Genomic DNA, 21,715 nt, shown 5'->3' with positions numbered 1-21,715 from the left:
TCCCCTCGGAGCAGGCCGCGCTGAAGGTGCTCTACCTCGCCGTCCGCGAGCTGATCACCCCCAAGGCCCGCGATGTCAACCACGTCGCGGCACACTGGAAGAAGGCGCTGAACCAGTTCTCACTCTTCTTCGAGGACCGGCTCAACACCAGGTGAACCCCAAGGACTTACACAAAGCTACTGACACGCCCCGGCATTGGGCCCAGATGTGAATCCCGAGACCCCGGGCGCCTGCGATCGTCCATCGGTTGATGAAGGAGGGCGGGTCGTCCACCTTCTCGGCCTGCAGCATACGTGCACGGCGTGTCCACCCGGAGCGTGGACGACCTGGTCAAAGCACGCGGATGTGAGGCCGGTTGCGTCGTGTGGTGCGTCCCGGTGCGGTGGGTTGTTGCGGCATTCCGATCCAGGGGGCAACGGTCGGGTGGGTTCGGCAGTCGAACGGGGTGGCCTTTCATCCGTTTGTTGTGCCCGTCGCCGACTGCCGTTGTTGGGGGGCGTGTGGGTGCGTTGTCTTGTGGAGGATTCATGAGCCGTTTCGCCGCACCATTCGGCGTCAGACGAGGCGGCGGGCGCGGACACGCCGGGTCCGCGGCCGTCGTACGCGCTGTGTGGCGCATCCCTCGCGGTGTCGTGGTGGGGGCCGTCGCTGTGATGCTGGTAGGAGTTGGAGCACGGGCCGATGCCGCGGCCGATACCGGGCTCGGCGAGCCGACGGTCGGCGATGCCGTCATCAACTCCGGGCAGGACGTCATCGTGGGGATCACCCGCAACGTGGTGTTCCCGGTGACGGTCACAGGATCGGATGACTCCGGACTGTCTTTCGTCGACGTGGATCTGAAGGGACCGCACGGCGGCTTCTACACCACCGACGCATTCTGCGAGACCGCGACGGCCTGCACCACCTCGTTCACCGTCAACGCCCACCCCGCCCCGGGCAGTGACGATCCGGTGGATCTGGCCAACGCCAACGCGGGAACCTGGTCGGTGGACGCCTTGGTCGACGCCAACGACGGCGATTCCGTTTTCGCTCCCGGCGTGGGGTCGTTCGGCCTCAAGCGGGCCGCGCGTGTCACGGTGAACGCGTCACCGGAACCCGTGGCCAAGGGCGCCCGCATCACCGTCACCGGCAAGCTGGTGCGGGCCAACTGGGACACCTACCGGTACGCGGGATATGCGGGCCGGGCGGTAAAGCTGCAGTTTCGTCCGAAGGACAGCAGCACCTACACCACGATCGCCACGGTGAACACCAACAGCACCGGCACCCTGCACACCACCGTCAAGGCAGTCCAGGACGGCTACTGGCGATGGCATTTCACCGGCACCACCACCACCGGGCCGGCCACGGCCTCCGGCGACTACGTCGAGGTGCGCCCCTGAACCGGCGAACGCACGGCACATGCGGCTCGCGGTAGGCAGCAGGCGATTGTCTTCGTCGCTTCCTTCCCCCGGTTGTGGCGCGGCGGCCTGGGCCAGGGCCTGCCGCCCGCGATCGCCCTGCTGACGGCGGCCCTGCTCTGAGCCGGCTGCAGCCGGCGTGCGGCCACCGGGTATGCACCACACGCCGACGGAGGCCACCCTGCTGCGAATTCACTCCCTGCCAGCCCGCCACCACCCCACGCAGCACGGCATCGACACCCAGCATCCGAGCACAACCGGGCACGGCACGCGCCGGGCAACCGGGCGACACCCCAGACCCCGGCAGGCGACTGCAGACCATGCGAAGGGAACAAGACTGCTCGGACCGGCGGGGCGCACAGGACGGGCAGCGCGGCGCGGGGCCGTGACCGGTCTCCCGTCCCGGTCACGGCCTCGCCGGTGTGGAGGTTGGTCATCGGCGGATCAGCAGCAGCCGCCCGCGACGGCCGGTTCCTTCGAGCCGGTGTCGGCCTCGGCCGGGCCGGCGCAGCAGGTGCTGCCCTGCTGCTTGGCCAGGGTGTCGGCGTCGGCCTTGACGACGTACACCTCCCAGGGTTCCTGGCCGGGACCGTGGACCCAGACCTTGTCCTGGAGGGCGTAGCAGCAGGTGGTGTCGTCTTCCACGTCGGTGGCCAGTCCGGCCTCGTTCAGGCGAGAGGTGGCGGCGTGGACGGCCTCCGTGCTGTCGACCTCGACGCCGAGGTGGTCCATGCGGGTTACCTCACCTGCGGGGCCTTCGATGAGGACGAGCTTGAGCGGGGGCTCGGTGACGGCGAAGTTGGCGTAGCCGTCGCGTAGTTTGGCGGGCTCGGTGCCGAACAGCTTGCTGTAGAAGGCGACGGACGCGTTCAGGTCGGGTACGCGCAGGGCGAGCTGTACGCGGGACATGGCGAACCTCCTTGGGTGGATGGGGAGTTCAGCAGCCGCCAGAGGCGGCCGGGGCGCCGATTCCGATCTGCACAGTGGCCGGGGCGGCGCAGCAGCCGCCGCTCTCACTGCTCTGGGCGGCGTCGGGGTCGTCGAACAGGCCTGCGCCGCCGCACACGCCGGTTTCCGGCAGGGTCAGCTCGACGCGTTCGGCCGCCTCCCGGTCGCCCGCGATCGCGGCGGTGATGGAGCGGACCTGCTCGTAGCCGGTCATCGCGAGGAACGTGGGCGCGCGGCCGTAGGACTTCATGCCCACCAGGTAGACGCCCTGTTCGGGGTGGGACAACTCGTTCACGCCGTGCGGGTAGACCGTGCCGCAGGAATGCACGTTCGGGTCGATGAGTGGAGCCAGCGCGGTCGGGGCCTGGAGGCGCTCGTCGAGGCCGAGACGGAGCTCAGAAAGAAAGGACAGGTCGGGGCGGAAGCCGGTCAGGACGATGACCTCGTCGACCGGGTCCAGGCGGCGCCCGTCCTCGGCAATGAGGACCAGCCGGTCGCCATCGCGTTCCACGGACTGGGCACGGAAGCCGGTGACCGCGCTCGCGTGGCCGGCCTCGACGGCTGCCTTGGCGCGCAGGCCCAGGGCGCCACGGGCGGGGAGTTGGTCGGCCTCGCCGCCGCCGTAGGTGTTCGCGCCGATTCCGCGGCGCAGGATCCACACCGCATGGGTCCCGCCCTCCTCCTTGGCCAGGTCGGCGAGGTACGCGAGGGCGGTGAACGCGGAGGCTCCTGAGCCGATCACAGCGGTGCGCTTGCCCGCGTACCGGGCGCGTACGGCCGGGTCCTTCAGGTCGGGGACGCGGTAGGAGATGCGGTTGGCGGCGGTCTTCTCGCCGAGGGCGGGCAGGCCGTCGGCGCCCAGCGGGCTGGGGGTGGACCAGGTGCCGGAGGCGTCGATGACGGCGCGGGCGGTGAGCCGCTCCTCACGGCCGTCGGCGGACTGGATGTGGACGGTGAAGGGCTGCTCGTCGCGGCCGGAGTCGACGATGCGGTCGCGGCCGGCGCGGGCCACGCCGGTGACCGTGGTGCCGTAGCGGACCTGGTTGCCCAGGACGTCGGCGAGTGGCTGCAGGTAGTGCTCGGCCCAGTCGCCGCCGGTCGGGTAGGCGGAGGCATTGGGTCGGACCCAGCCGGTCGGGGCCAGCAGCTTCTCAGCGGCCGGGTCGGTGACCTCGCCCCAGGGGGAGAACAGCCGCACGTGCGACCAGGCCCGTACGGCGGTGCCCGCGGACGGCCCCGCCTCCAGAACCAGCGGCTCCAGACCTCGCTCGACAAGGTGGGCGGCGGCGGCCAGGCCGACCGGGCCGGCGCCGACGACCACGACGGGCAGCTGGTCGTTGGTAGGTGCGTTCACGGGACTCCCCTTTGTTTCGACGTCTGTCGATGTCTTGCGCGGCCAGGATGGCACCTGATTCGACAAGCGTCAACATAGACATTTGTCGAATCTGAAGATCCAGTTAGAGCCGGAGGGTTCACGCGCGGTCGCCGCGGACGAGCATCGCGGCAGTCCCCAGCGCCGTCACCGCGACGATGACGGCGACCGCCCCATAGCCGAAAGCATCGGCAACGGGGCCGCCGAGCAGAGGGGCGAACAGGTAGCCCAGGATGCCGAGCTGGGACCACAGCACCATGGCGGTCACGATGCGCGGTGCGGGCACGGCGTCCACGAGGACGCCGGTCCCTCCAGTGTTGGCCAGGCCGATACCGGCCCCCGCAAGGGCGAGTGCCGCGATCCACACGGGTACAACAGAACTGGCTCCGGCGACCGCGAAGCCGGCGACCACCAGCACGGTGGAGACCAGCAGCACCCTGCGCGGCCGCCATCGGGCCGCCACCACCCCGGCGACCGCCACCACTACGGACGTCGCCGCGTACAGCACACCGATCCGGGACTGGTCCAGCTTGGTGCCGAAGTGAAGCGGCAGCACCCCCTCAAACATGCCGAGCGACAGTACGGCGACGACGATTGCGACAGCGGCCGCCCGGAACCCGGGCGAGCGCAGAGCGCCCCGGTCGGCGCTGAACGCACCGACCCCGGAAGGAAGCCGGAGCATCAGCGCGGGTACGACGGCGAGGAGGACGAGGGTGAGGTAGGCGGCGAAGGGGCCGCGCACCCCATGGATCGCCCCGAGCAGCGGACCGAGGAGGCCGCCTGCGGAGTAGGCGGCGTAGATGCGGCTCACGCACCGGTACTCCTGGCCGGGCCAGGCGGCCAGGGCGGCGAAAGTGATCCCCAGCCACAGACACCCGGAGCCCACCCCCATCACCAGGCGGGAGGCGGCGAAGACGACCAGATCCATACCGAGGGCGAACCCGTGGCTACCCGCGGCGATCAGCGACAGCCCCGCCAGGACCAGCCGTGCCGGGCTAGCGCGCTGGACCATGGCTCCGCCCACGGTGAACCCGGCGACCATCCCGAGCGGGAACGTGGCGCCCAGCAGTCCCGCCGTCGGCCCCGGTCTGTGCGGCCAGGCCAGGAAGCACCGGTGCGATCAGGCTGTACCCGCCGGCGTCCAGCGCGCCCAGCCCCAGCAGCAGCGCGTAGAGCGCCCGGGAACGCATCGGCGCCCGCTCGGCCTGCCCGGCGGCGATGCTCATGGGCCGCTTTGCCGGCGCCCGCGCGCCGCGCTGCCTGCATCCTGGGCAGGCGCGGGGCGCCCCATGACGACATCGGCAGCCGAAGGGAAGGCGGCCACGCAGCGCTCGTTCAGCCGGTACCAACCGAACGAGCCCTTCCGCTCGACCAGCACGAAGCCCACCTCCGCCAGTCCCTTCAGGTGGTGCGAGACCGTCGACTGCCCCACTCCCACGGCCTCGACGATCTGCCCCACCGTCAGTGGCTCACCACTGCGCGCCAGCAGCGTGACGATCTGAATGCGGGTGGCGTCGGCCAGCGCCTTGAACCAGCTGGCGTACTCCTCCGCCTCGGCGCGTTCCAGGAAATCTCTCATCGGTAATCGACGATAATCGATGAGGAGAGGAGAGGGTAGCCCTGCCGCCCCTCGCCCACTGGTTCGACGTGTGTCAACATAGATGCATGTCGAATACGAGGGCGCTGCCGCTGCTGGAACCCGAGGTCCCCGAGGCCGTGGCGCCGTGCTGTCCTCCGCTCACCGAGCGCCCCCTGACTGCCGACGAAGCCGAGAAGACGGCCCGGATGTTCAAGGCGCTGGGCGACCCGGTGCGGTTGCGCCTGTTTTCCGCGGTGGCCTCGCACGAGGGCGGCGAGGCCTGCGTGTGCGACATCTCCGACGTCGGGGTCTCCCAGCCGACCGTCTCCCACCATCTGAAGAAGCTCAAGGAGGCCGGCCTGCTCGCCTCCGAGCGGCGCGGCACATGGGTGTACTACCGGGTGGAGCCGTCGGTGGTCGCCGCGATGGGAAAGATGCTCGGCTCCCTCGGCTGAGCCGGCAGCACGGGCCGCGCAGGGAGTGGGTGAGTCCGATCGAGGAGCCGCCGGTGGACCGTCAGGCGATCCACGCAGAGCTGGAGGGCGCCCGTACGGCATTCCATCGGCTCCTCGACGACGCGACCGAGGCGGATCTGCGCCGGCCCACCGACGGCCGCTGCTGGTCCTGATGCGCGTCTTCAAACGGCTGCCGCGCGGTGCCAGCCGGTCCTTTGCCCGACTCCTCAACGCCGGGACCAGGCCCTTCGATGTCGTCAACTACCTCGGCCCGCTCGGCGGCGCGAAGCTTCTCGGACGCCGACGGATGGGATCCGCGTTCGACCGCATGATCGCCTACCTGCACCGCCGTCTGGACGCCGAACGGGACGCCGGCCTCGCTGTGGGCATGCACTTCCCGACCCGCTGGGACCCGTACTTCTGCGACGTCATGACCGTCGCCGACCTCTACCGCTACCCGACCCAGCACTTCGACTTCCACCGCCAGCAGCTCACCCTGGCCGACGAGGACCGCTGACAGGGAATGGCGCCGTTCCGCAGCTATTGCGTCCCGGTTGAAACAAGCGCGCTGATCTCGCGGGCGGCGTCGCGGGCGGGGCGTCCGACTCCGATGAGGGTGGCGGAGGCAGGCCCGGTCCAGTCGCCGTAGCCGAGCAGATGCAGGCGCGGCTCGCCGACCGCGCGGGTGCCGGCGGTGGCGATGTGGCCGCACCGGCCGCGGAGTTGGAGCGGGGCGAGATGGGCCAGGGCGGGCCGGAACCCGGTACACCAGATGATCGCGTCGGCCTCGGCGCGGGTGCCGTCCGCCCACTCGACGCCGCCGGGGACAAGGCGGGTGAACATCGGGCTCGTCTTGAGCATTCCGCTGTCGCGGGCCTCGCGGACGGGCGGGACGGCGACGATGTCGCCGAGCGAGGCGACGCCGCCGGTATCCGTACGCCCTTCGTCGAGGGCGCGGCGGCGGGCGGTGGCCACGTCGAACAGGGCTCGGCCGTCGATGTCATCGGCCAGGAAGCGAGGCGGGCGCTGGGTGACCCAGGTCAGTCGGGTGTCGTAGGCGAGGTCGGCGGCGATCTGCGCGCCGGAGTTGCCGCCGCCCACGACCAGGACTCGCTGACCTGCGAAGTCTGCAGGACTGCCGTACTCCACCGTGTGCAGCTGGCGTCCGTTGAAGTCCGCGTGGCCCGGGACGGAGGGCAGGAAGGGCCGCCACCAGGTGCCGGTCGCGCTGATCGCCGCCCGGGCATGCCAGGTGCCGGAGTCCGTCTCCACGCGCAGGAGCTCGCCGTCCCGGTGGACGCCGAGAACGCGTACGGACCGTTCGACGGGAAGCTCGTAGCGCTTCTCGTAGTCGGCGAGGTACTCCACCACGTGCTGGGCGTCCGGGTAGGTCTCGCCGGCCTGTGACGGCATGAGGCGTCCGGGCAGCGAGGAGTACGCGGCCGGGGAGAACAGGTGCAGCGAGTCCCAGGCGTGCTGCCAGGCTCCGCCCGGCGTGGTCTGGGCATCGAGGATGACGAAGTCCACGCCGAGCCGGCGCAGGTGGTAGCCCGCAGCGAGCCCGGCCTGGCCGCCGCCGATCACCACCACCTGCGTGCTGTGGCTCATTCGGCCGATCGCCCAGGCACGAAGACGAGCGCGACCAGGGCCAGCCCGATCACCGCGCCGACGAGCTGCATGCCGATGAAGCCCAGAACCGACCCGGGCGCGATACCTGCGAAGGTGTCGGTGAAGGCACGGCCGATCGTCACCGCCGGATTGGCGAACGACGTCGACGAGGTGAACCAGTAGGCGGCACCGATGTACGAGGCGACCGCGACGGGGGCAAACCGCAGGCGGTCGGTGCGGGCCAGGCCGAAGATCAGCAGGATGAGACCGGCCGTCGCGACCACCTCGCCGAGCAGCAGATGGCCGGCGGACCGGTCATGGGTGGACCACTTCACGAGCGGCTCGCCGAACATCGCATCCGCCAGGATCGCGCCCGCGATCGCGCCCACGATCTGGGCGGGGACGTAGACGGCCGCCTCACGGAGGGAGACACCCGCGCCGCCGCGGCGGGCACTCCACCACTCGGCGAGGGTGACGGCGGGGTTGAAGTGCGCGCCGGAGACCGGGCCGAGCAAAAGGATCAGGACGCCGAGGCCGAAGACGGTGGCTGTGGAGTTGGCCAGTAGTTGCAGGCCGACGTCCTTGGTCAGTTCGGTGGCCTGGATGCCGGAGCCCACGACAACCGCGACCAGGGCGGCGGTGCCGGTCAGTTCGGCGGCGGCCTTGGCGAGCAGCGGGGGTGCCTGGGGCGGGGTGGCGCCCGGGGCGGGCTGCCGCGCGGTACCGCTCGCTGCGGGGGCTATGGCGGTTTCCTCGGCTCTGTCGTGCTCGGTGGCCTCGGTGGCGGTCAACAGGACTCCTCGGTGCAGGTCGCCGCAGGGGGCGGGGATCAGGGGCAGGACCGCTTGATGTTGTTCTCGGCGGTGGCGCGCGCGGTCTCTGCCAGGTCGGCGAACTGGCCCGCGAGGGTGGCGATGACGTCGGGCTTGAGCCGGTAGTAGGTGAACCGGCCGCAGGGTTCGGTCTCCACGACCCCGGCCTCGCGCAGCACCTTCAGATGGTTGGAGAGGTTGGTCTGTCTGGCCCCGGTCTCCTCGATCAGGTGCGTGCTGCAGAGCGTCTCCTTGGCGAGCAGGGTGACGATCTGGAGCCGGAGCGGGTCCGCGAGAACCCGCATCAGATCAGTGTCGACTGACTTCAGCATGGGCTGATACTGTCACATCACTCCGGGCTGATACCAGCCTGGGGTGATACTTGGGACCCGCATCCCTGCAGCCCGTGGGGACCCGTGCCTCGAAGGGGGATCCCATGACCGCACCCCCGCCCCCTGTCCTGCCCGACGAGCGCCTCGCGTCCGGCACCGCCCGCCTGGCCCTGCGCTACCGCGGGCGCTTCTCCGCCGAGACCATTCAGCGCCTGGTCATCGACTCCTACGAGCGCCTCGCCGAGCACGCCCGCGTCCGCACCCACCTGGTCGTGCTGGCCGAACACCTGGCCACCGAGCGCCTGGACGCACTCGCGCACATCGAGGGGGCGCCGGGCAGCCGCCTGCCGTGCGTGCTGTTCGTGTGCAGCCACAACGCCGGCCGATCCCAGATGGCCGCCACCCTCCTCGCGCACCGTGCGGGCGGACACGTGGTCGTCTCGTCCGCGGGCACGCATCCTGCCGGGGAGGTCGAGCCGGTGGTTGCGCAGGTGCTGACGGAGACCGGCGTGGACCCTATGGACGCGTTCCCCAAGCCGCTGACCGACGAGGTGGTGCAGGCCGCCGACATCGTCATCACCATGGGCTGCGGGGACGCCTGCCCCGTACTCCCGGGCCGCCGTTACCTGGACTGGCCGGTCACCGACCCCGAGGGCGCCCCGCTCGCCGTCGTCCGCGGCATCCGCGACGAGATCGACGCCCCCATCACCCGACTGCTCGCCTCCCTGCCGAGCACCTGAACTCGACTGCCGCACAAGCACCTTGATCCACTTACGAAGGAAGAACCGATGTCCTCCAGCCCGCTCGCCTCCGTGCTGTTCGTCTGCGTCCACAACGCCGGCCGGTCGCAGATGGCCGCCGGATTCCTCAACCACCTCGCAGGCGACCGGATCGAGGTCCGCTCCGCCGGCTCCATCCCGGGCGACCAAGTCAACCCCGCTGCGGTCGAGGCCATGAAGGAGGTCGGCGTCGACATCGCCGACGCCAAGCCGAAGATCCTCACCACTGAGGCCGTCCAGGCATCGGACTACGTCATCACCATGGGCTGCGGCGACGCCTGCCCGATCTTCCCCGGCAAGAAGTACCTCGACTGGGCCCTCGAAGACCCGGCGGGCAAGGGCGTCGAGGCCGTCCGCCCGATCCGCGACGAGATCAAGACCCGCATCGAGGCCCTGATCGCCGAGATCGACGCCAAGCAGGAGGCGTGACCCCTGTGACCGATACCGGCATATGCGAGGTCATCGTCATCGGCTCCGGCCCAGCCGGATACACCGCCGCCTTCTACACCGCCCGCGCCGAACTCAAGCCGCTCGTCTTCGGCGGCGCGATCTTCGTCGGCGGCGCTCTGACGACGACCACCGAGGTCGAGAACTTCCCCGGCTTCCCCGAGGGCATCGACGGCCCGGTTCTCATGGAGAACATGCGGGCCCAGGCTGAACGCTTCGGCGCCGAGATGGTCGACGACGACATCGTCGAGGTCGACCTGACCGGGGACATCAAGACGGTCACCGACACCGCGGGCACCGCTTCGTCTTGTCAATAGGACTCGAAGGTCCGGGCATACTCAAAGGCTCGCTCCGCGCCCCGAAGGACGGCGAGGCCATCGCCCAAGAACGGGGCTTAGTACCGACCTTCGGGTCCCATTAGGCGTACTGCTCTCGCCGCAACAGGCGCTGATATTGATCTTGCTGGGGTTCCGCTACTCCGCAGGGGTTCGGGCTTGCTGGGCCCGGGGCAGCGTTCCCTTCTTCGGACTCCGCCGGGTCGGACCGGGGGCCCGAAGGGACCGTGTTATCCGTCCGGCGGCGCCGAGGACGTTGGAGCCCTTCCAGCGGTGCGGCAGCATGGGGATCACTGGGAGTATGCGTTCCGGGCCTGCGCGAGCAACTGGGCCACCACGTCGTCGGTTGCTGCGCGCACCGAACTCGGCCCGGTCGGCGAACGGCACCCCGAGCAACTCGCAGATCACCAGTGAAGGCACCGGTAACGCGAACGCGAAAACCAGATCGGCGGGCGGACCGGCGGCCTACCTCACCGACGCGCGTCGCCCGGCGTAAGCAGACTACTGACGTCGGCTCGTTAACTCCCTCTCCCCTCCGGCGATCTCACTCACTCGGTCGACTCCTGGCCGATGAGCAGGTCGAGCAGGCTGGCGGGGGCGTTGTCTCCGAAGATGAGCTGGTGATTCTTGTCGGATTCGGCGGCGAACTGGGAACTGCGGGGGAAAAGGGCCTGCTCGTACTCCGCAAGGGCGGCTTCGATGTCGTCGGGATGTGCGGCGATGGCTTTGCCGAGTTCGGCGCCGTCGAACATGGCGAGGTTGGCGCCCTCCCCGGCAAACGGTGACATGAGGTGGGCGGCGTCGCCCAGCAGCGTCACTCCGGGGACGCGGTCCCAGCGGTGGCCGATCGGCAGGGCGTTGATCGGGCGCGGGGCGAGGGCGGTTTCCCCGTCAGTGATGAGTGCGGTGAGTTCAGGCGCCCATCCGGTGAATTCTGCCGCGACCCGGGCCGCCGCCGTTTCGGGGCTGGCGAGGGTGGCGGTGATCCAGTCCTGCGGCTTGTTGAGCGCGACATAGGTGTGAAGAACGGCGTCGGCCTCTCGGTGGCCAAGGATCCCCTTGCCGGCTGTGACGGCGAACAGGGAACCGTCGCCGGCGGCCTTGGCCGCTGCGGGGTGGCGCTGGTCGGCGTCATACAGGTAGGTCTCGATGAACGACGTGCCGACGTACTCGGGCTTCGCGTCGGAGAGCAGCGGCCGGATCCTCGACCAGGCGCCGTCCGCGCCGACGAGGAGGCCGGTCGTCACGGTTGGCCCGTCGGCGAAGGTCAGCTCGTGCCTGCCGTCTCCTAGGGGGCGGACACTGGTGACCTTGTGTCCCCACTGGATCATCTCGTCGGGCAGCGAGTTGATCAGTATCCGACGCAGGTCTCCGCGGAGCACCTCAGGGCGACCGCCCGTGCCGTCGTCGGGCTGGTCGAGCAGTACCGCGCCGTGCTGGTCGAGCACGCGCAGGGCCTCGCCGCCTTCGTGGACGATCGCGCGGAACTCGTCGGTGAGGCCGGCCGCTTCGAGGGCGAGCTGCCCGTTGTACTCGTGGATGTCGAGCTGACCGCCCTGCGTGCGGGCGTCCGCCGATATCTCGGCTTCGTAGATGGTCGCGGGGATGCCGTGCAGGTTCAGGACCCGTGCGAGGGTCAGGCCGCCGAGTCCGGCGCCGACGATCGTGACGGGAGTGGTCATGGTGGTTTCCCTTTCGGCTGGACACGCTCCACTCGGATACAGTGTTCGCAGTACCGGCGCCACGATAACATTACTGCGAACAGTGAGCGCAGTAACGAGGAGGAAAACCGATGGACGACGCTCACACGGTGATCTGGAACCGGCCGGAGCGGGCCGCGAAAGGCCCCGCGCCGTCACGCACGCGGGCGGAGATCACCAGCGCTGCTATCGCGATCGCCGACGCCGAGGGCATCGAGGCGCTGTCCATGCGGCGCGTCGCCAAGGAGCTGGGAACGGGCACAGCCTCGCTCTACCGCTACCTGGCGTCCAAAGACGACCTGCTCGACCTCATGCTCGACGCCGTAGCGGCCGAAGACGGCGGCCCGCCTGCCCCCACCGGCGACTGGCGCAGCGACCTGCGAGGCCTGGCCCATCGTTCCCGGGCCGCCTTCCACCGGCATCCCTGGATGACCTCCCTCGCAGCAGGGCGCCCATCGCTTGGACCGAACTCCCTCGATGCCATCGAACACACACTCGCCGCCCTCGATCCCCTCGGCTTCGATATCGACGTCATGATCACCGTCGTCGACACGCTGCAGGCCTTCGTCCGCGGCTACGCCATCGGCGAGCTCGCCCAACAGGAAGCCGTCCGACGCTCCGGAGTCGGCATCCAGCAATGGATGGACGCCCATGCCCCCTACCTCGACAAAGTGGTCAAGAGCGGGCGCCATCCACTCCTCGCCCGGGTCATTCGTGACGCCGAGCTTCCCCACGCGCCCGACCGCGCCGAGCGCGGGTTCGAACTCGGACTCGAGCGACTCCTCGACGGCTGGGAGGCCAACCTCCCGGTCCGACCCTGACGGTCCGGCAGCGTCAACCGAGGGTTCGTCGGGGAACTCCACACCCCGACGCCGGCCTCCGCGGGCCGAACCCCCGACGCAACGCGGTTCCCCGAAACGACCCGCCAGGGCTTGCACCCATCGGCGGACGCCTCGTCGTATCTGCTTTTGGGCCAGCTCGGCGACCAGCCCCGGGGGAAGTCGATCCGCTACCTCAAGCCCACTCCCGAGGCGATCTCGGAGCTGACCAGACTCCTCGCGCCCGGCGATACGCGGCGCTGACTCACCTATCTGGGTCAAACGAGCGAGCGGGGCCCGGTGACCGCGTCGTCTTGGGGGCGGCGGCATTGACCCGGGTATGGAGCCGGGAATCGCGGAGTCGCCCGTCACGATCAAGACGCACGCCGCCTCGCCGCAGCCATACGAGAACAGACCCGGTGCGGAGACATCCAGAAGCGGCGTCCCGCCCAGCGCGTTCCCGACTCCGTCCTCACGCGGGTACGGAGCCCGTTCCTAGCAGGCGGCGTACGCGCGGATGAACGCGTTGGCTCCGTCGTCCATGGTCTGGCGGACCTTTTCCGGGTCGGCGGTGGCGGAGGATCAGTTGCCGTTCGTAGGCCAGCAGGACGGTCAGGGCGCTGAAGTGGTCGGCGGCCAGGCGTGGGTTGTCCGTGTCCAGGAGTCCGGCGCCGGCGAAGTGGGCGATACGGTCCGCCAGGTCCTGCGACGCCGCGTCCGTCGCGACATCGTCCGTGGTCGTCGGCGTCTGCAAGCGCTGCTGGGCGACGAGGGCGAAGGCGGCGGCGCCCGACCCGCTCCACCTCGCCGAGGTGTTTGGGCTCGACGAGAAGACCGCGATGCGCTCCGCGGACTCAGCACGAGCCCTGCTGGAACAGGCCGCTGAACAGCGACTTCGATGAAACCGGCTCGACCGCGACGCACCATGAACGGAATCATGGGCGAGTGACGTCGACCGAAGCAGCAGCACTCGCCCTACAGGACCATGCCGCCCTCTGGAGCATGGGTGAGATCCGGGCAACCGATGTCGTCACGGGTGCCTGTAATGCGCTCGTCGCCGGCCTCGACAGTCCCGCCCTGCGGATGCTGGCCGCGTGCACACGCGCGGAGGCGGATTACGACGTCCCCGATCTCCTTCCCCCAGCACTCGACGAACTGGGCGTCACCTTCTACCCAGTGGACAGCGTTGCCGGACAGGAAGCCGCCGCACGAGCACTTGCCGCCCGGATGCTGGCCGGCGAGCTGACGCCACGCGAGCTGGTCTTCCGGATCCACCAGCGTTTCGGGCACGAGCTGCCCTTGGCCGAACGACTCGCCAACCTGGACGACGAGTACGACATCCTCGAATACGGCGAAAGGACGCCGGCACAGGTCGACGCCGACGTTCTGGCCGAGGCTCTTCGGCTCACTCAGCATCCTTGTGTTACCTCCGAACCCACGGATCCACTGACCGGCGATCCGCGATTGTGAGCCGCAGGCGTCGGTCTGGCCGCCTCCACGGCCAGCACCCGCACGGACAAGCCGCTGCTGGCCTTCAAGCAGATCGCCGTGGTGGTCGTGTGGACCGTGGACGTATGGGTGAAGCGGCCGGACGGCGCCGACTACGACGCTGCGCACATGGCCAGCGCGGTTCGCGCCAGCCCGCGCAGCCAGGCGTGGGCGTGGTCGGTGTCGTAGCGCTGATGCCACGACAGATATATCGGTGCCGACGGCAGTTCGAGCGGGAGGGGAAGCACGACCAGGCCGAGGTCGGCGACCGCTGACCGCGTGGTGGCTTCGGGGACGCTGATCAGGAGATCGGAGCCGCGCGCGAACTCCAGCGCGGCCGCTTCCGTGGGCGCGGTCGCCACCACGCGGCGGGTGAGGCCGAGCCGCGCGAGGGCCTCGTCGAGGGCATTGCTGAGGTTTCCACGTCGCGAGACGGTGACGTGCTCAGCGGCGGCGTACTGCTTTGCGGTGACGGTCCTGACGCGGGTGAGGGGATGCCCCTGCCTCACGACGATGACGAGGCGGGTCTCGCCCACGTTCTCGGCACGGATGTCCGGTGCGCCCGGGCGGCTGGCGTTCGCCTCCAGGTCGACCTCGCCGCGCCGCAACTCGGGGGTGTCGATGCTCGATTCCGCGACGAAGCGCAGTCGCACGCCCGGCGCCTGTCCGCGCACGGCCGCGAGCAGCGCGGGACCGCTCAAGGCGACCAGGGAATCGTGCCAGCGGAGTGTGAAAGTGCGCTCCAACGTTGCCAGATCGAGTTCACGGCTCGGTGCCAGCACCCCCTGGACCTGGTGCAGCAGCTCATGCACCTGTTCCCGGACGGCGATCGCATACGGCGTCGGGGTCATCGTGCGGCCGGTGCGCACCAGGATCTGATCCCCGGTCGTGCGCCGAATCCGGCCCAGACTCCGGCTCATCGCGGGGGCGGTGACATGCAGGCGCGCCGCCGCCCCGGCCACACTCCCCTCCTCCAGCAGCGCGTCGAGCGCGGCGAGCAAGTTCAAATCCAATTGCATGCGAGTAATCCTAGGCGTGCCTGACATGCATTTGAAGTTAATTACGGGGCTGCATACCGTTGAGGCGAAAGCGCAAGAAGTAACGCGCAGTTCGGCCCTCGACCGGCCTCAGCACCCCTCCTCAGACGGGAATACCGCCATGTCCGAAACGCCTCAGACCAGCGCAGTCGCCGCCTCCGACGCCGACCTGCTCGCCCAGACCGCGAACGCCGTGCGTGAGGCGGGTTCGGCGCTGCGCGAGCGCTTCGGCGAGGTGGTCCGCTACCAGACCCGCGAAGAGCTGATGCGCGCGCTCGCCGCCAATGACGACACGGCCCTCGATATCCTGCGCCCCCGCCTCACGCGCCTGCGCCCGGACGCCGGCTGGGTGGAGGACGAACTGGACGGCGGGGCGCTGCCGCCCGGCGAATGGTGGGTCGTGGATCCGGCCGAAGGCAACGTCAACCACCTGCACGCCCTGCCGGAGTGGGCGGTGACCGCCACCCTCGTGCGTGAGAACCAGCCGGTGCTCACCGCGGTCCACCTGCCGTTGACCGGCGAGACCTACACCGCGCTCACCGGCGCGGGCGCCCACCTCGACGGTCGGCCGCTGCACGTCTCCCCCACTTCGGACCTCGGCCTGAGCATCGTGGCCACCAGCCAGGCCCGGCCGGACGAGGACGAAAAGGTCGTGCGGCGCGTCGGCTCCTCGATCACCGCGATGCTCTTCGACGCACTCGTCGTCCGCGCCGCCGTGCCCGCGACCCTGCACCTGCTGAACGTGGCCGCCGGCCGGATCGACGCCTTCTGGCAGTTCGCCGGCGCCCGCGCGGACCTGCTTCCCGGAGCGCTGCTCGTCACCGAGGCCGGCGGACGGATCTCCGATGCCGAGGGCCGCCCCTGGACCCCACAGAGCCAGAGCTTCCTGGCCGCCGCGCCCGGCGTCCACGCCGAGGCCGTCGCCACGCTCTCGCGCTGACCGCGCACCACAACCCGCACGCACGGAAGGACCAGATCCCATGACCACGATCGCAGTTCTCGGAAACGGCCGCGTCGGCGGCAACCTGGCCACAGCCCTCGCCCGGGCAGGACACGAAGTGACCGTGGCGGACCGCACGCCGGGCGCCGCCGCCGACGCCGCCCGGACTGCCCGGATCGTCATCAACGCCACCCCGGGTGCCGGCTCGCTGGACCGGCTCGCCGCTCTGCGCGAAGAACTCCGGGACAAGACCCTCGTCGACGTCTCCAACGCCACCACCGACGGACCGGACGGACTGCCCGCCGATCTGATCTACCCCGGCTCGAGCCTGGCCGAACAACTCCAGGAAGCGCTCCCCGAAACGCGCGTCGTCAAGACACTCAACACCATGCTCTTCCCGGTGATGACCGCGCCAGCCACACTCACCCAGGCCCCGACCGCCTTCCTCTCCGGCGAGGACCCGCAGGCCAAGCAGACCGTCCGCGAACTGCTCACCGACCTCGGCTGGCAAAAAGAATGGATCACCGACCTCGGCGGGATCCAGACCGCCCGCGCCACAGAGGCCGCGATCCTCTTCGTCCCGCACGTCATCCGGTCCACCGGATTCACACCCTTCGCGATCTCAATCGCCCGCTGACTGTCGAGCTGCGCCGGCTGGAGGTAGCCGGAGCCGGCGCGTGGGCACGACGGGCGGAATCGCACCGGAGAATCGTCCATGAGCCAGTAGGCACCGAGCAGCGCGGCCGGGCCGGCGTTCTCCTCCGATTCCATGACCTGGGCAACGAATCCCGCCCCCGCCAGGAAACGTCCGCCGTCCGTCCGCCCTCACATCCGTCTGCTCCATGAGGAGGGCGCCTCAGCCGGAGTCTGCGCCGTCTTGCAGGTCAGGCCGCCTGGGTGAGTTCGGCGCGGCCGAACAGCAGGGCGTAGCCGGAGGGAAGTTGGGCGAGGATGCGGGAGAGGAGTGTCTCGCCGGCGAGCTGGGCCACGACGCGGAAGACGGTGCCGGTGTCCCAGCGGGTGGTGGCCGGGCTGCCGCCGATGCGGGCCGCCAGGTCCTTGACGAAGCCCCAGCCGGTGAGGGGTTCGGTGGCGGGGACCTGGGAGGTGAAGGTGACGGCGGCCTCGTACGGCAGCCGGGCGGCGAGCTCTACCCGCTCCTCGCCGGTGACCTGGCGCCCGAAGGCCGCCAGCACGGCGCGCACGGCCTCCTCGGCCTGCGCGCGGGTGGCATAGGCGCCTTCGTAGCGCACCTGTTCCAGCATCTGGTCGAACGTCATGCCCGCGGTGGACCGGAACGGCTGCTGCTGGTGATTCATCGCTGACGCGGTTGCCTTTCTCGTGTGCGGTGGTCGCGGCACCGGTGGCGGGAGTCTTGCGCCGGCCACCGGTGCCGCCCGGGGTCCGGGAAACGGGGTGTGGCCGCCTGTGGGCCGGACGGCGGTCAGACGGGCTGGGGATGGCCGAACAGCAGGTCGTAGCCCGCCGGGAGCTGGAGCAGGATGCGGCCGGTGAGCTCCTCGCCTGCCGCGTCTGCGGCCACGCTGAGCACCGCGCTCACGTCCCAGGCGGCGGTCTGTTCGGTGGCTCCGTCGATCCATGCCGCGGTGGCCCGTACGAACCGCTCGGGAGAGAGCGGCTCGCGCGCCTGGAGCGGATTGAGCAGGACGAGCGCCAGGTCCTCCGGCAGACGGGCGGCCAGGTCCGCCCGCACCTCGCCCACCAGGTGCGCGCCCAGCAGCGCCAGCACCGTGCGGGCCGCCCGCTCGGCTTCCTGGGTGGTTTCGTAGTCGCCGCGTTCCTTGACCTGCTCAAGGAACGCTTCCCATCGCATCACCATCGCTGCTCCCGTGCTGTGTGCGGCTGGGACGGAGGACGGGGCGGCCGCGGGGGAGGTCGGCTCCCCGTCCTCCGGTGCGGCCGGGCGGGCTCAGCCGCTGATCTCCTTGCGCGCGGAGCCACCACCGATGGAGATCTTGCGGGGCTTGGCGCGCTCGGCGATCGGGATCCGCAGGGTCAGCACGCCCGCGTCGTAGTCCGCCTTGATGTGCTCGGTGTCCAGGGTGTCGGCCAGCACGACCTGGCGGGAGAAGACCCCCAGGGGCCGCTCGGACAGTTCCATCTGCACGTCGTCCGCCTTGGTGACGGGCCGCCGCTCGGCCTTGACGGTCAGCATGTTCCGCTCGACGTCGATGTCGATCGCGTCCGCGGCCACACCGGGCAGGTCGAGGGCGATCACGTACTCCTCGCCCTCACGGTAGGCGTCCATCGGCATCGGCGACGGCCGCGACCAGGTCCCGGTCGTGCCGAGCAGCTGCTGAGTGAGCCGGTCAAGCTCACGGAAAGGGTCGGTACGCATCAACATCGTCAAACACCTCCAGCGTTCAAGTCAGGCACTGTGCTGCCAATGCGTTCACCTGCCATCGTTGTAACATGTCATCCAAACGATGACAAGCTCGCAGTCAACGAAACGACGACAGCATTTGTGGAGGCCCGATGACCAGGGACGACCAGCCCGCCCCCCGCGCCCGCGGCCTCACGCCGGCGTCCTTCCTCGCCGCCGCGGCGGCGCTCAACACGATCCACGAAGCGCTGCACACCGCCCAGGCCGCGCCGGACGGCACCCGCTCGGGGCCCGACGAGAACAGCTCCGAGCAGGCACTCGCCGCGCTGCTGCTGCTGCGCGAGGCCCGCGAGCAACTCGCCGAGTGGGAACCGGGCCTGATCGAGGCCGCGCGGGAGGCGGGTGCCAGCTGGGCCGACCTCGCCCACCCCCTCGGCGTGTCCAGCCGTCAGGCCGCCGAACGCCGCTACCTGCGCGTGCGCCCCGGAACGCCGGGATCCACGGGCGAGCAGCGGGTGACGGCCACCCGCGACCGCCGCGCCGCCGACCGCACCGTCACCGCCTGGGCCCGCTCCAACGCCGCTACCCTGCGCCAGCTCGCCGGCCAGATCACCGCACTCCCGGACCTGCCCCCCGCCGCCCGCACCCCCCTCGCCGAACTCACCGCCGCCCTTGCCGACAACGACCCGGCCGCCCTCGTCGCCCCCCTGACGGACACGCACCCGTTCCTGGCATCTGGCCACCCCGACCTCGCCGCACGGGTCGACGACCTCACCCGCCACACCGACCAACTCCGCCTGCAAAGCGGAAACCAGCGCCGAAACCGAGCCTGACCCCCGACTCCGACCAGCACCGAACACGCACAGCGAAAGTGCCGCACGCATCCTGACGGGCCCCGGCACTTCCTCACGTCTCCTCCCGCCAGTGACGGCCAGGGCCGTTGGGCCCACGTATTGACCCAAGGTCTGCAATGCCCACCGCACCCCAGGACCGGTCCAGCCAGTCCTGCGCGGTGGCGCGGTCCGTGGTGGAGGGACGCGGGATGAACGGGACACCGAGCATGTCTCGGATGAAGAGGTCCTCGCAGATCGCGCACCGTTCGCCGGTATGACCAGGTGAGGAGTTCGGTCCCTCCGGTCTGGAGGGCATCGAAAACGATCAGGTAGGCGGGCCTTTGCTCTTACGTCCGGCATTACTTGGCTAGCCACATGATTGGTGTTACCTTGATTATGTGGCCAGCCACGCTTTTGGTGGCCGATGAGAATGGAGTCATCATGAAAGCAATCGTTTTCGACCAGTTCGGCGGCCCGGACGTGCTGCACGAGGCGGACATCGAGGTCCCGCAGCCCGGCCCCGGCCAGGTCCGGGTCCGCGTGAAGGCGGCCGGGCTGAACGCGCTGGACGGCAAGATCCGCGCCGGGATGCTGGAGGCCGTCCGCCCGACGACCTTCCCCGCCGTGCCCGGTGGCGAGCTCGCCGGCGTGGTGGACGCCCTGGGTGAGGGCGTGAGCGACGTGCAGGTCGGCGATGAGGTGCTGGGCTGGTCGGACACCGGCGCGTACGCCCAGTACGCGCTGGCCACCACCGTGGCCGCCAAGCCCGCCGGCCTCGACTGGCAGCACGCGGTCGCGCTGCCGGTGGCCGGCGAGACGGCCGAGCGGGTCCTGAACCTGCTGGGGGTCGCCGCCGGGGAGACCGTGCTGATGCACGGCGCGTCCGGAGCGGTCGGCACCCTGGCGGTCCAACTGGCCACGGCCCGCGGAGCACGCGTGATTGCCACCGCAGGCCCCTCCAACCAGGACTACCTCACCTCGCTCGGCGCCACCGCGACCGTGTACGGCGAGGGCCTGGTCGAGCGGGTGCAGGCGCTGGCCCCCGACGGCGTGGACGCGGTGTTCGACCTGGCCGGGAAGGGCGCCCTGGAGGACTCCATCACCCTGCGGGACGGCACCGAGCGCATCGTCACCATCGCCGACTTCGGTGCACGGCAACTGGGCATCACCTTCTCCCAGGGGTCCCAGAAACGCTCGACCGCCCGCTTGGCCGCCCTGGCCCAGGACGCCGCGGCCGGAAAGCTCGTCACCACCGTCACCGCCTACCCGCTCGACCAGGCAGCCACGGCCCAGCAGGTCAGCGACGCCGGGCACGTGCGGGGCAAGCTCGTCCTGACCATCGACTGAACACACCCGCCCACCGCCTCCCCACCACCACCCGCTGCCCTTTCGGTGACCGACCGGTCACCGCCTATCGAAGGACCCCCATGCTGGATTCCCTGTGGACGCCGACCACTCTCGGCGGCATGTCTCTCCCGCACCGCCTGGTCATGGCCCCCATGACCCGTGACCGCTCCACGCCTGAAGGCGTACCGACCGAGCTGAACGCCGAGTACTACGCCCAGCGGGCCTCGCACGCGCTCGTCATCACCGAGGGAACCCAGCCCTCCGCCGACGGCCAGGGCTACCTCCTGACCCCCGGCATCCACAGCGACGAGCAGATCGCCGGGTGGCGCAAGGTCACCGACGCCGTGCACGCGGCCGACGGCCGGATCGTCATCCAGCTGATGCACACCGGACGCATCGCCCACCCCGACAACACCCCCCACGGCCGCCGGCCGGTCGCCCCTTCGGCGATCCGGCCAGCAGGCGTGATGTTCACCGCGTCCGGGCCCCAGGAGATGCCGACGCCCCGTGCTCTGTCGACGCAGGAGGTCGCGGCGACCGTCGAGGACTTCCGCCGCGCCGCAGCGGCCGCCGTCGCGGCAGGCGCCGACGGCGTGGAGATCCACGGCGCCAACGGCTACCTGGTGCACCAGTTCCTGTCCGACAACACCAACCAGCGCACCGATGGCTACGGCGGCTCGATCGAGGGCCGCATCCGCTTCGCCGTCGAGGTCGCCGCCGCAGTGGCCGACGAGATCGGCGCCGAACGCACCGGTATCCGTATCTCCCCCGCGAACCCTTACAACGACATCGCCGAGTCCGACACCGCCGAGCTGTATCCGGCGCTTCTCGACGCTCTGCGCCCCCTGGACCTGGCCTACCTCCACGTCCTCCACGCGGGCGACGAGGAGCTGCTGGGCACTCTGCGCGCGCTGTGGCCGACCACGCTGATCCTCAACCGGGGCGGCACCGACCTGCCCGCCCGCGCCAAGGACATCGACAACGGCACGGCCGACCTCGTCTCCGTCGGCGCCCTCGCGCTCGCCAACCCGGACCTGGTCGAGCGCCTCCGCGCCGGCGCGCCGCTGAACACCCCCGACCCGGCGACTTTTTACGGCGGCGGAGTGGCCGGCTACACCGACTACCCCACCCACACCGTCTGAGG

The 21,715-nt window shown here is 70.3% G+C and carries 27 protein-coding genes and 2 pseudogenes; 16 read left to right on the top strand and 13 right to left on the bottom strand.

Features of this window, described 5'->3' with window-relative positions:
- Nucleotides 1-527 precede the first annotated feature (527 nt).
- On the top strand, nt 528-1,379 hold the full coding sequence (locus ACFY1L_RS50495; RefSeq protein ID WP_388841864.1) for a calcium-binding protein: 852 nt from the start codon (nt 528-530) through the stop codon (nt 1,377-1,379).
- A 462-nt stretch (nt 1,380-1,841) separates the two neighbouring features.
- Here ACFY1L_RS50495 and ACFY1L_RS50490 read toward each other — a convergent pair whose 3' ends face one another.
- From ACFY1L_RS50490 to ACFY1L_RS50475, 4 genes are all read right to left on the bottom strand, one after another.
- Nucleotides 1,842-2,306, bottom strand: a complete 465-nt coding sequence (locus ACFY1L_RS50490; protein WP_388841861.1) for an ArsI/CadI family heavy metal resistance metalloenzyme — start codon at nt 2,304-2,306, stop codon at nt 1,842-1,844.
- Nucleotides 2,307-2,334: 28 nt separating this feature from the next.
- The gene (locus ACFY1L_RS50485; protein ID WP_388841858.1) at nt 2,335-3,699 is read right to left on the bottom strand and encodes an FAD-dependent oxidoreductase; all 1,365 of its coding nucleotides are present in this window, start codon (nt 3,697-3,699) and stop codon (nt 2,335-2,337) included.
- A 118-nt stretch (nt 3,700-3,817) separates the two neighbouring features.
- Nucleotides 3,818-4,786: an MFS transporter gene (locus tag ACFY1L_RS50480; RefSeq protein ID WP_388841890.1), complete on the bottom strand. Its 969-nt coding sequence runs from the start codon at nt 4,784-4,786 to the stop codon at nt 3,818-3,820.
- A 153-nt stretch (nt 4,787-4,939) separates the two neighbouring features.
- Nucleotides 4,940-5,296: an ArsR/SmtB family transcription factor gene (locus ACFY1L_RS50475; protein WP_388841855.1), complete on the bottom strand. Its 357-nt coding sequence runs from the start codon at nt 5,294-5,296 to the stop codon at nt 4,940-4,942.
- A gap of 86 nt (nt 5,297-5,382) precedes the next feature.
- On the opposite strand from ACFY1L_RS50475, the gene ACFY1L_RS50470 reads away from it, so the two are divergent.
- Genes ACFY1L_RS50470 through ACFY1L_RS50460 form a run of 3 tightly spaced genes read left to right on the top strand, consistent with a single transcriptional unit; the run spans nt 5,383 to nt 6,268 of the window.
- Nucleotides 5,383-5,751 carry an ArsR/SmtB family transcription factor gene (locus ACFY1L_RS50470; protein WP_388841852.1) on the top strand — a complete coding sequence of 123 codons (369 nt, stop codon included), beginning with the start codon at nt 5,383-5,385 and terminating at the stop codon, nt 5,749-5,751.
- A 29-nt stretch (nt 5,752-5,780) separates the two neighbouring features.
- A complete protein-coding gene (locus ACFY1L_RS50465) occupies nt 5,781-5,924 on the top strand; it encodes a hypothetical protein (RefSeq protein ID WP_388841849.1) in 144 nt (47 codons plus the stop codon).
- Nucleotides 5,924-6,268, top strand: a complete 345-nt coding sequence (locus tag ACFY1L_RS50460; protein WP_388841847.1) for a hypothetical protein — start codon at nt 5,924-5,926, stop codon at nt 6,266-6,268. Before ACFY1L_RS50465 ends, ACFY1L_RS50460 begins: the two co-directional genes overlap by 1 nt.
- Before the next feature lie 23 nt (nt 6,269-6,291).
- Here the strand turns inward: ACFY1L_RS50460 and ACFY1L_RS50455 are convergent, their stop codons facing one another.
- The 3 genes from ACFY1L_RS50455 to ACFY1L_RS50445 are packed head-to-tail and all read right to left on the bottom strand — an operon-like array spanning nt 6,292 to nt 8,503.
- The gene (locus tag ACFY1L_RS50455) at nt 6,292-7,359 is read right to left on the bottom strand and encodes an ArsO family NAD(P)H-dependent flavin-containing monooxygenase (RefSeq protein WP_388841844.1); all 1,068 of its coding nucleotides are present in this window, start codon (nt 7,357-7,359) and stop codon (nt 6,292-6,294) included.
- A complete protein-coding gene (locus ACFY1L_RS50450) occupies nt 7,356-8,150 on the bottom strand; it encodes an aquaporin (protein WP_388841842.1) in 795 nt (264 codons plus the stop codon). Before ACFY1L_RS50450 ends, ACFY1L_RS50455 begins: the two co-directional genes overlap by 4 nt.
- Before the next feature lie 38 nt (nt 8,151-8,188).
- A complete protein-coding gene (locus ACFY1L_RS50445; RefSeq protein WP_388841839.1) occupies nt 8,189-8,503 on the bottom strand; it encodes an ArsR/SmtB family transcription factor in 315 nt (104 codons plus the stop codon).
- 104 nt (nt 8,504-8,607) lie between these two features.
- Here ACFY1L_RS50445 and ACFY1L_RS50440 point away from each other — a divergent pair, with 104 nt between their 5' ends.
- The 3 genes and pseudogenes from ACFY1L_RS50440 to ACFY1L_RS50430 form a co-directional block, all read left to right on the top strand.
- The gene (locus ACFY1L_RS50440; protein WP_388841836.1) at nt 8,608-9,243 is read left to right on the top strand and encodes a low molecular weight phosphatase family protein; all 636 of its coding nucleotides are present in this window, start codon (nt 8,608-8,610) and stop codon (nt 9,241-9,243) included.
- Between the two features lie 48 nt (nt 9,244-9,291).
- The gene (locus tag ACFY1L_RS50435) at nt 9,292-9,711 is read left to right on the top strand and encodes an arsenate reductase ArsC (protein WP_388841834.1); all 420 of its coding nucleotides are present in this window, start codon (nt 9,292-9,294) and stop codon (nt 9,709-9,711) included.
- 5 nt (nt 9,712-9,716) lie between these two features.
- Nucleotides 9,717-10,028, top strand: a pseudogene (locus tag ACFY1L_RS50430) (NAD(P)/FAD-dependent oxidoreductase); the annotation flags it as partial.
- A 357-nt stretch (nt 10,029-10,385) separates the two neighbouring features.
- Here ACFY1L_RS50430 and ACFY1L_RS50425 read toward each other — a convergent pair.
- Nucleotides 10,386-10,529: pseudogene (locus ACFY1L_RS50425) on the bottom strand (cytochrome P450); the annotation flags it as partial.
- Nucleotides 10,530-10,612: 83 nt separating this feature from the next.
- Nucleotides 10,613-11,746, bottom strand: coding sequence for an FAD-dependent oxidoreductase (locus ACFY1L_RS50420; RefSeq protein ID WP_388841831.1), 1,134 nt, complete (start codon nt 11,744-11,746; stop codon nt 10,613-10,615).
- Nucleotides 11,747-11,856: 110 nt separating this feature from the next.
- Between ACFY1L_RS50420 and ACFY1L_RS50415 the strand changes: the two genes are divergently transcribed.
- From ACFY1L_RS50415 to ACFY1L_RS50400, 4 genes are all read left to right on the top strand, one after another.
- The gene (locus tag ACFY1L_RS50415; protein ID WP_388841828.1) at nt 11,857-12,585 is read left to right on the top strand and encodes a TetR/AcrR family transcriptional regulator; all 729 of its coding nucleotides are present in this window, start codon (nt 11,857-11,859) and stop codon (nt 12,583-12,585) included.
- Between the two features lie 111 nt (nt 12,586-12,696).
- The gene (locus ACFY1L_RS50410; protein WP_388841825.1) at nt 12,697-12,846 is read left to right on the top strand and encodes a hypothetical protein; all 150 of its coding nucleotides are present in this window, start codon (nt 12,697-12,699) and stop codon (nt 12,844-12,846) included.
- 389 nt (nt 12,847-13,235) lie between these two features.
- Nucleotides 13,236-13,484 (top strand): hypothetical protein, encoded by a 249-nt coding sequence (locus ACFY1L_RS50405; protein WP_388841822.1) that lies wholly within the window; start codon nt 13,236-13,238, stop codon nt 13,482-13,484.
- A 43-nt stretch (nt 13,485-13,527) separates the two neighbouring features.
- The gene (locus tag ACFY1L_RS50400; RefSeq protein WP_388841819.1) at nt 13,528-14,052 is read left to right on the top strand and encodes a hypothetical protein; all 525 of its coding nucleotides are present in this window, start codon (nt 13,528-13,530) and stop codon (nt 14,050-14,052) included.
- 131 nt (nt 14,053-14,183) lie between these two features.
- Here ACFY1L_RS50400 and ACFY1L_RS50395 read toward each other — a convergent pair whose 3' ends face one another.
- Nucleotides 14,184-15,089: a LysR family transcriptional regulator gene (locus ACFY1L_RS50395; RefSeq protein WP_388841816.1), complete on the bottom strand. Its 906-nt coding sequence runs from the start codon at nt 15,087-15,089 to the stop codon at nt 14,184-14,186.
- A 139-nt stretch (nt 15,090-15,228) separates the two neighbouring features.
- Here ACFY1L_RS50395 and ACFY1L_RS50390 point away from each other — a divergent pair, with 139 nt between their 5' ends.
- Nucleotides 15,229-16,047, top strand: coding sequence for a 3'(2'),5'-bisphosphate nucleotidase CysQ (locus tag ACFY1L_RS50390; RefSeq protein WP_388841813.1), 819 nt, complete (start codon nt 15,229-15,231; stop codon nt 16,045-16,047).
- Nucleotides 16,048-16,087: 40 nt separating this feature from the next.
- Nucleotides 16,088-16,684: an NADPH-dependent F420 reductase gene (locus ACFY1L_RS50385; protein ID WP_388841810.1), complete on the top strand. Its 597-nt coding sequence runs from the start codon at nt 16,088-16,090 to the stop codon at nt 16,682-16,684.
- 247 nt (nt 16,685-16,931) lie between these two features.
- On the opposite strand, the gene ACFY1L_RS50380 is transcribed toward ACFY1L_RS50385, so the two are convergent.
- The 3 genes from ACFY1L_RS50380 to ACFY1L_RS50370 all read right to left on the bottom strand — a co-directional run bounded on the left by ACFY1L_RS50380 (nt 16,932) and on the right by ACFY1L_RS50370 (nt 18,412).
- A complete protein-coding gene (locus ACFY1L_RS50380; protein WP_388841807.1) occupies nt 16,932-17,366 on the bottom strand; it encodes a DUF2267 domain-containing protein in 435 nt (144 codons plus the stop codon).
- A gap of 125 nt (nt 17,367-17,491) precedes the next feature.
- Nucleotides 17,492-17,887: a DUF2267 domain-containing protein gene (locus tag ACFY1L_RS50375; RefSeq protein ID WP_388841804.1), complete on the bottom strand. Its 396-nt coding sequence runs from the start codon at nt 17,885-17,887 to the stop codon at nt 17,492-17,494.
- A gap of 90 nt (nt 17,888-17,977) precedes the next feature.
- The gene (locus ACFY1L_RS50370) at nt 17,978-18,412 is read right to left on the bottom strand and encodes an Hsp20/alpha crystallin family protein (protein ID WP_388841801.1); all 435 of its coding nucleotides are present in this window, start codon (nt 18,410-18,412) and stop codon (nt 17,978-17,980) included.
- A gap of 131 nt (nt 18,413-18,543) precedes the next feature.
- On the opposite strand from ACFY1L_RS50370, the gene ACFY1L_RS50365 reads away from it, so the two are divergent.
- From ACFY1L_RS50365 to ACFY1L_RS50355, 3 genes are all read left to right on the top strand, one after another.
- Nucleotides 18,544-19,224 carry a type III effector protein gene (locus tag ACFY1L_RS50365; protein ID WP_388841798.1) on the top strand — a complete coding sequence of 227 codons (681 nt, stop codon included), beginning with the start codon at nt 18,544-18,546 and terminating at the stop codon, nt 19,222-19,224.
- Between the two features lie 441 nt (nt 19,225-19,665).
- Nucleotides 19,666-20,571, top strand: coding sequence for an NADP-dependent oxidoreductase (locus ACFY1L_RS50360; protein WP_388841795.1), 906 nt, complete (start codon nt 19,666-19,668; stop codon nt 20,569-20,571).
- Nucleotides 20,572-20,651: 80 nt separating this feature from the next.
- Nucleotides 20,652-21,713, top strand: coding sequence for an alkene reductase (locus tag ACFY1L_RS50355; protein ID WP_388841793.1), 1,062 nt, complete (start codon nt 20,652-20,654; stop codon nt 21,711-21,713).
- The last annotated feature ends 2 nt before the right edge of the window (nt 21,714-21,715 follow it).

Source organism: Streptomyces sp. NPDC001663 (assembly GCF_042893105.1).
Lineage (GTDB): Bacteria > Actinomycetota > Actinomycetes > Streptomycetales > Streptomycetaceae > Streptomyces.
The sequence above is the reverse complement of the archived record's forward strand: the minus strand, read 5'-3'. Positions and strand labels throughout refer to the sequence as shown.

What these genes read in the sequence shown, in the direction of transcription:
- ACFY1L_RS50360 (WP_388841795.1), top strand. Translation starts at nt 19,666, where the DNA reads ATGAAAGCAATCGTTTTCGACCAGTTCGGCGGCCCGGACGTGCTGCAC.
- ACFY1L_RS50390 (WP_388841813.1), top strand. Translation starts at nt 15,229, where the DNA reads ATGTCCGAAACGCCTCAGACCAGCGCAGTCGCCGCCTCCGACGCCGAC.
- ACFY1L_RS50440 (WP_388841836.1), top strand. Translation starts at nt 8,608, where the DNA reads ATGACCGCACCCCCGCCCCCTGTCCTGCCCGACGAGCGCCTCGCGTCC.
- ACFY1L_RS50490 (WP_388841861.1), bottom strand. Translation starts at nt 2,306, where the DNA reads ATGTCCCGCGTACAGCTCGCCCTGCGCGTACCCGACCTGAACGCGTCC.
- ACFY1L_RS50375 (WP_388841804.1), bottom strand. Translation starts at nt 17,887, where the DNA reads ATGGTGATGCGATGGGAAGCGTTCCTTGAGCAGGTCAAGGAACGCGGC.
- ACFY1L_RS50455 (WP_388841844.1), bottom strand. Translation starts at nt 7,359, where the DNA reads ATGAGCCACAGCACGCAGGTGGTGGTGATCGGCGGCGGCCAGGCCGGG.
- ACFY1L_RS50395 (WP_388841816.1), bottom strand. Translation starts at nt 15,089, where the DNA reads ATGCAATTGGATTTGAACTTGCTCGCCGCGCTCGACGCGCTGCTGGAG.
- ACFY1L_RS50380 (WP_388841807.1), bottom strand. Translation starts at nt 17,366, where the DNA reads ATGAATCACCAGCAGCAGCCGTTCCGGTCCACCGCGGGCATGACGTTC.
- ACFY1L_RS50420 (WP_388841831.1), bottom strand. Translation starts at nt 11,746, where the DNA reads ATGACCACTCCCGTCACGATCGTCGGCGCCGGACTCGGCGGCCTGACC.
- ACFY1L_RS50415 (WP_388841828.1), top strand. Translation starts at nt 11,857, where the DNA reads ATGGACGACGCTCACACGGTGATCTGGAACCGGCCGGAGCGGGCCGCG.
- ACFY1L_RS50355 (WP_388841793.1), top strand. Translation starts at nt 20,652, where the DNA reads ATGCTGGATTCCCTGTGGACGCCGACCACTCTCGGCGGCATGTCTCTC.
- ACFY1L_RS50445 (WP_388841839.1), bottom strand. Translation starts at nt 8,503, where the DNA reads ATGCTGAAGTCAGTCGACACTGATCTGATGCGGGTTCTCGCGGACCCG.
- ACFY1L_RS50460 (WP_388841847.1), top strand. Translation starts at nt 5,924, where the DNA reads ATGCGCGTCTTCAAACGGCTGCCGCGCGGTGCCAGCCGGTCCTTTGCC.
- ACFY1L_RS50385 (WP_388841810.1), top strand. Translation starts at nt 16,088, where the DNA reads ATGACCACGATCGCAGTTCTCGGAAACGGCCGCGTCGGCGGCAACCTG.
- ACFY1L_RS50475 (WP_388841855.1), bottom strand. Translation starts at nt 5,296, where the DNA reads ATGAGAGATTTCCTGGAACGCGCCGAGGCGGAGGAGTACGCCAGCTGG.
- ACFY1L_RS50365 (WP_388841798.1), top strand. Translation starts at nt 18,544, where the DNA reads ATGACCAGGGACGACCAGCCCGCCCCCCGCGCCCGCGGCCTCACGCCG.
- ACFY1L_RS50370 (WP_388841801.1), bottom strand. Translation starts at nt 18,412, where the DNA reads ATGTTGATGCGTACCGACCCTTTCCGTGAGCTTGACCGGCTCACTCAG.
- ACFY1L_RS50495 (WP_388841864.1), top strand. Translation starts at nt 528, where the DNA reads ATGAGCCGTTTCGCCGCACCATTCGGCGTCAGACGAGGCGGCGGGCGC.
- ACFY1L_RS50470 (WP_388841852.1), top strand. Translation starts at nt 5,383, where the DNA reads ATGTCGAATACGAGGGCGCTGCCGCTGCTGGAACCCGAGGTCCCCGAG.
- ACFY1L_RS50435 (WP_388841834.1), top strand. Translation starts at nt 9,292, where the DNA reads ATGTCCTCCAGCCCGCTCGCCTCCGTGCTGTTCGTCTGCGTCCACAAC.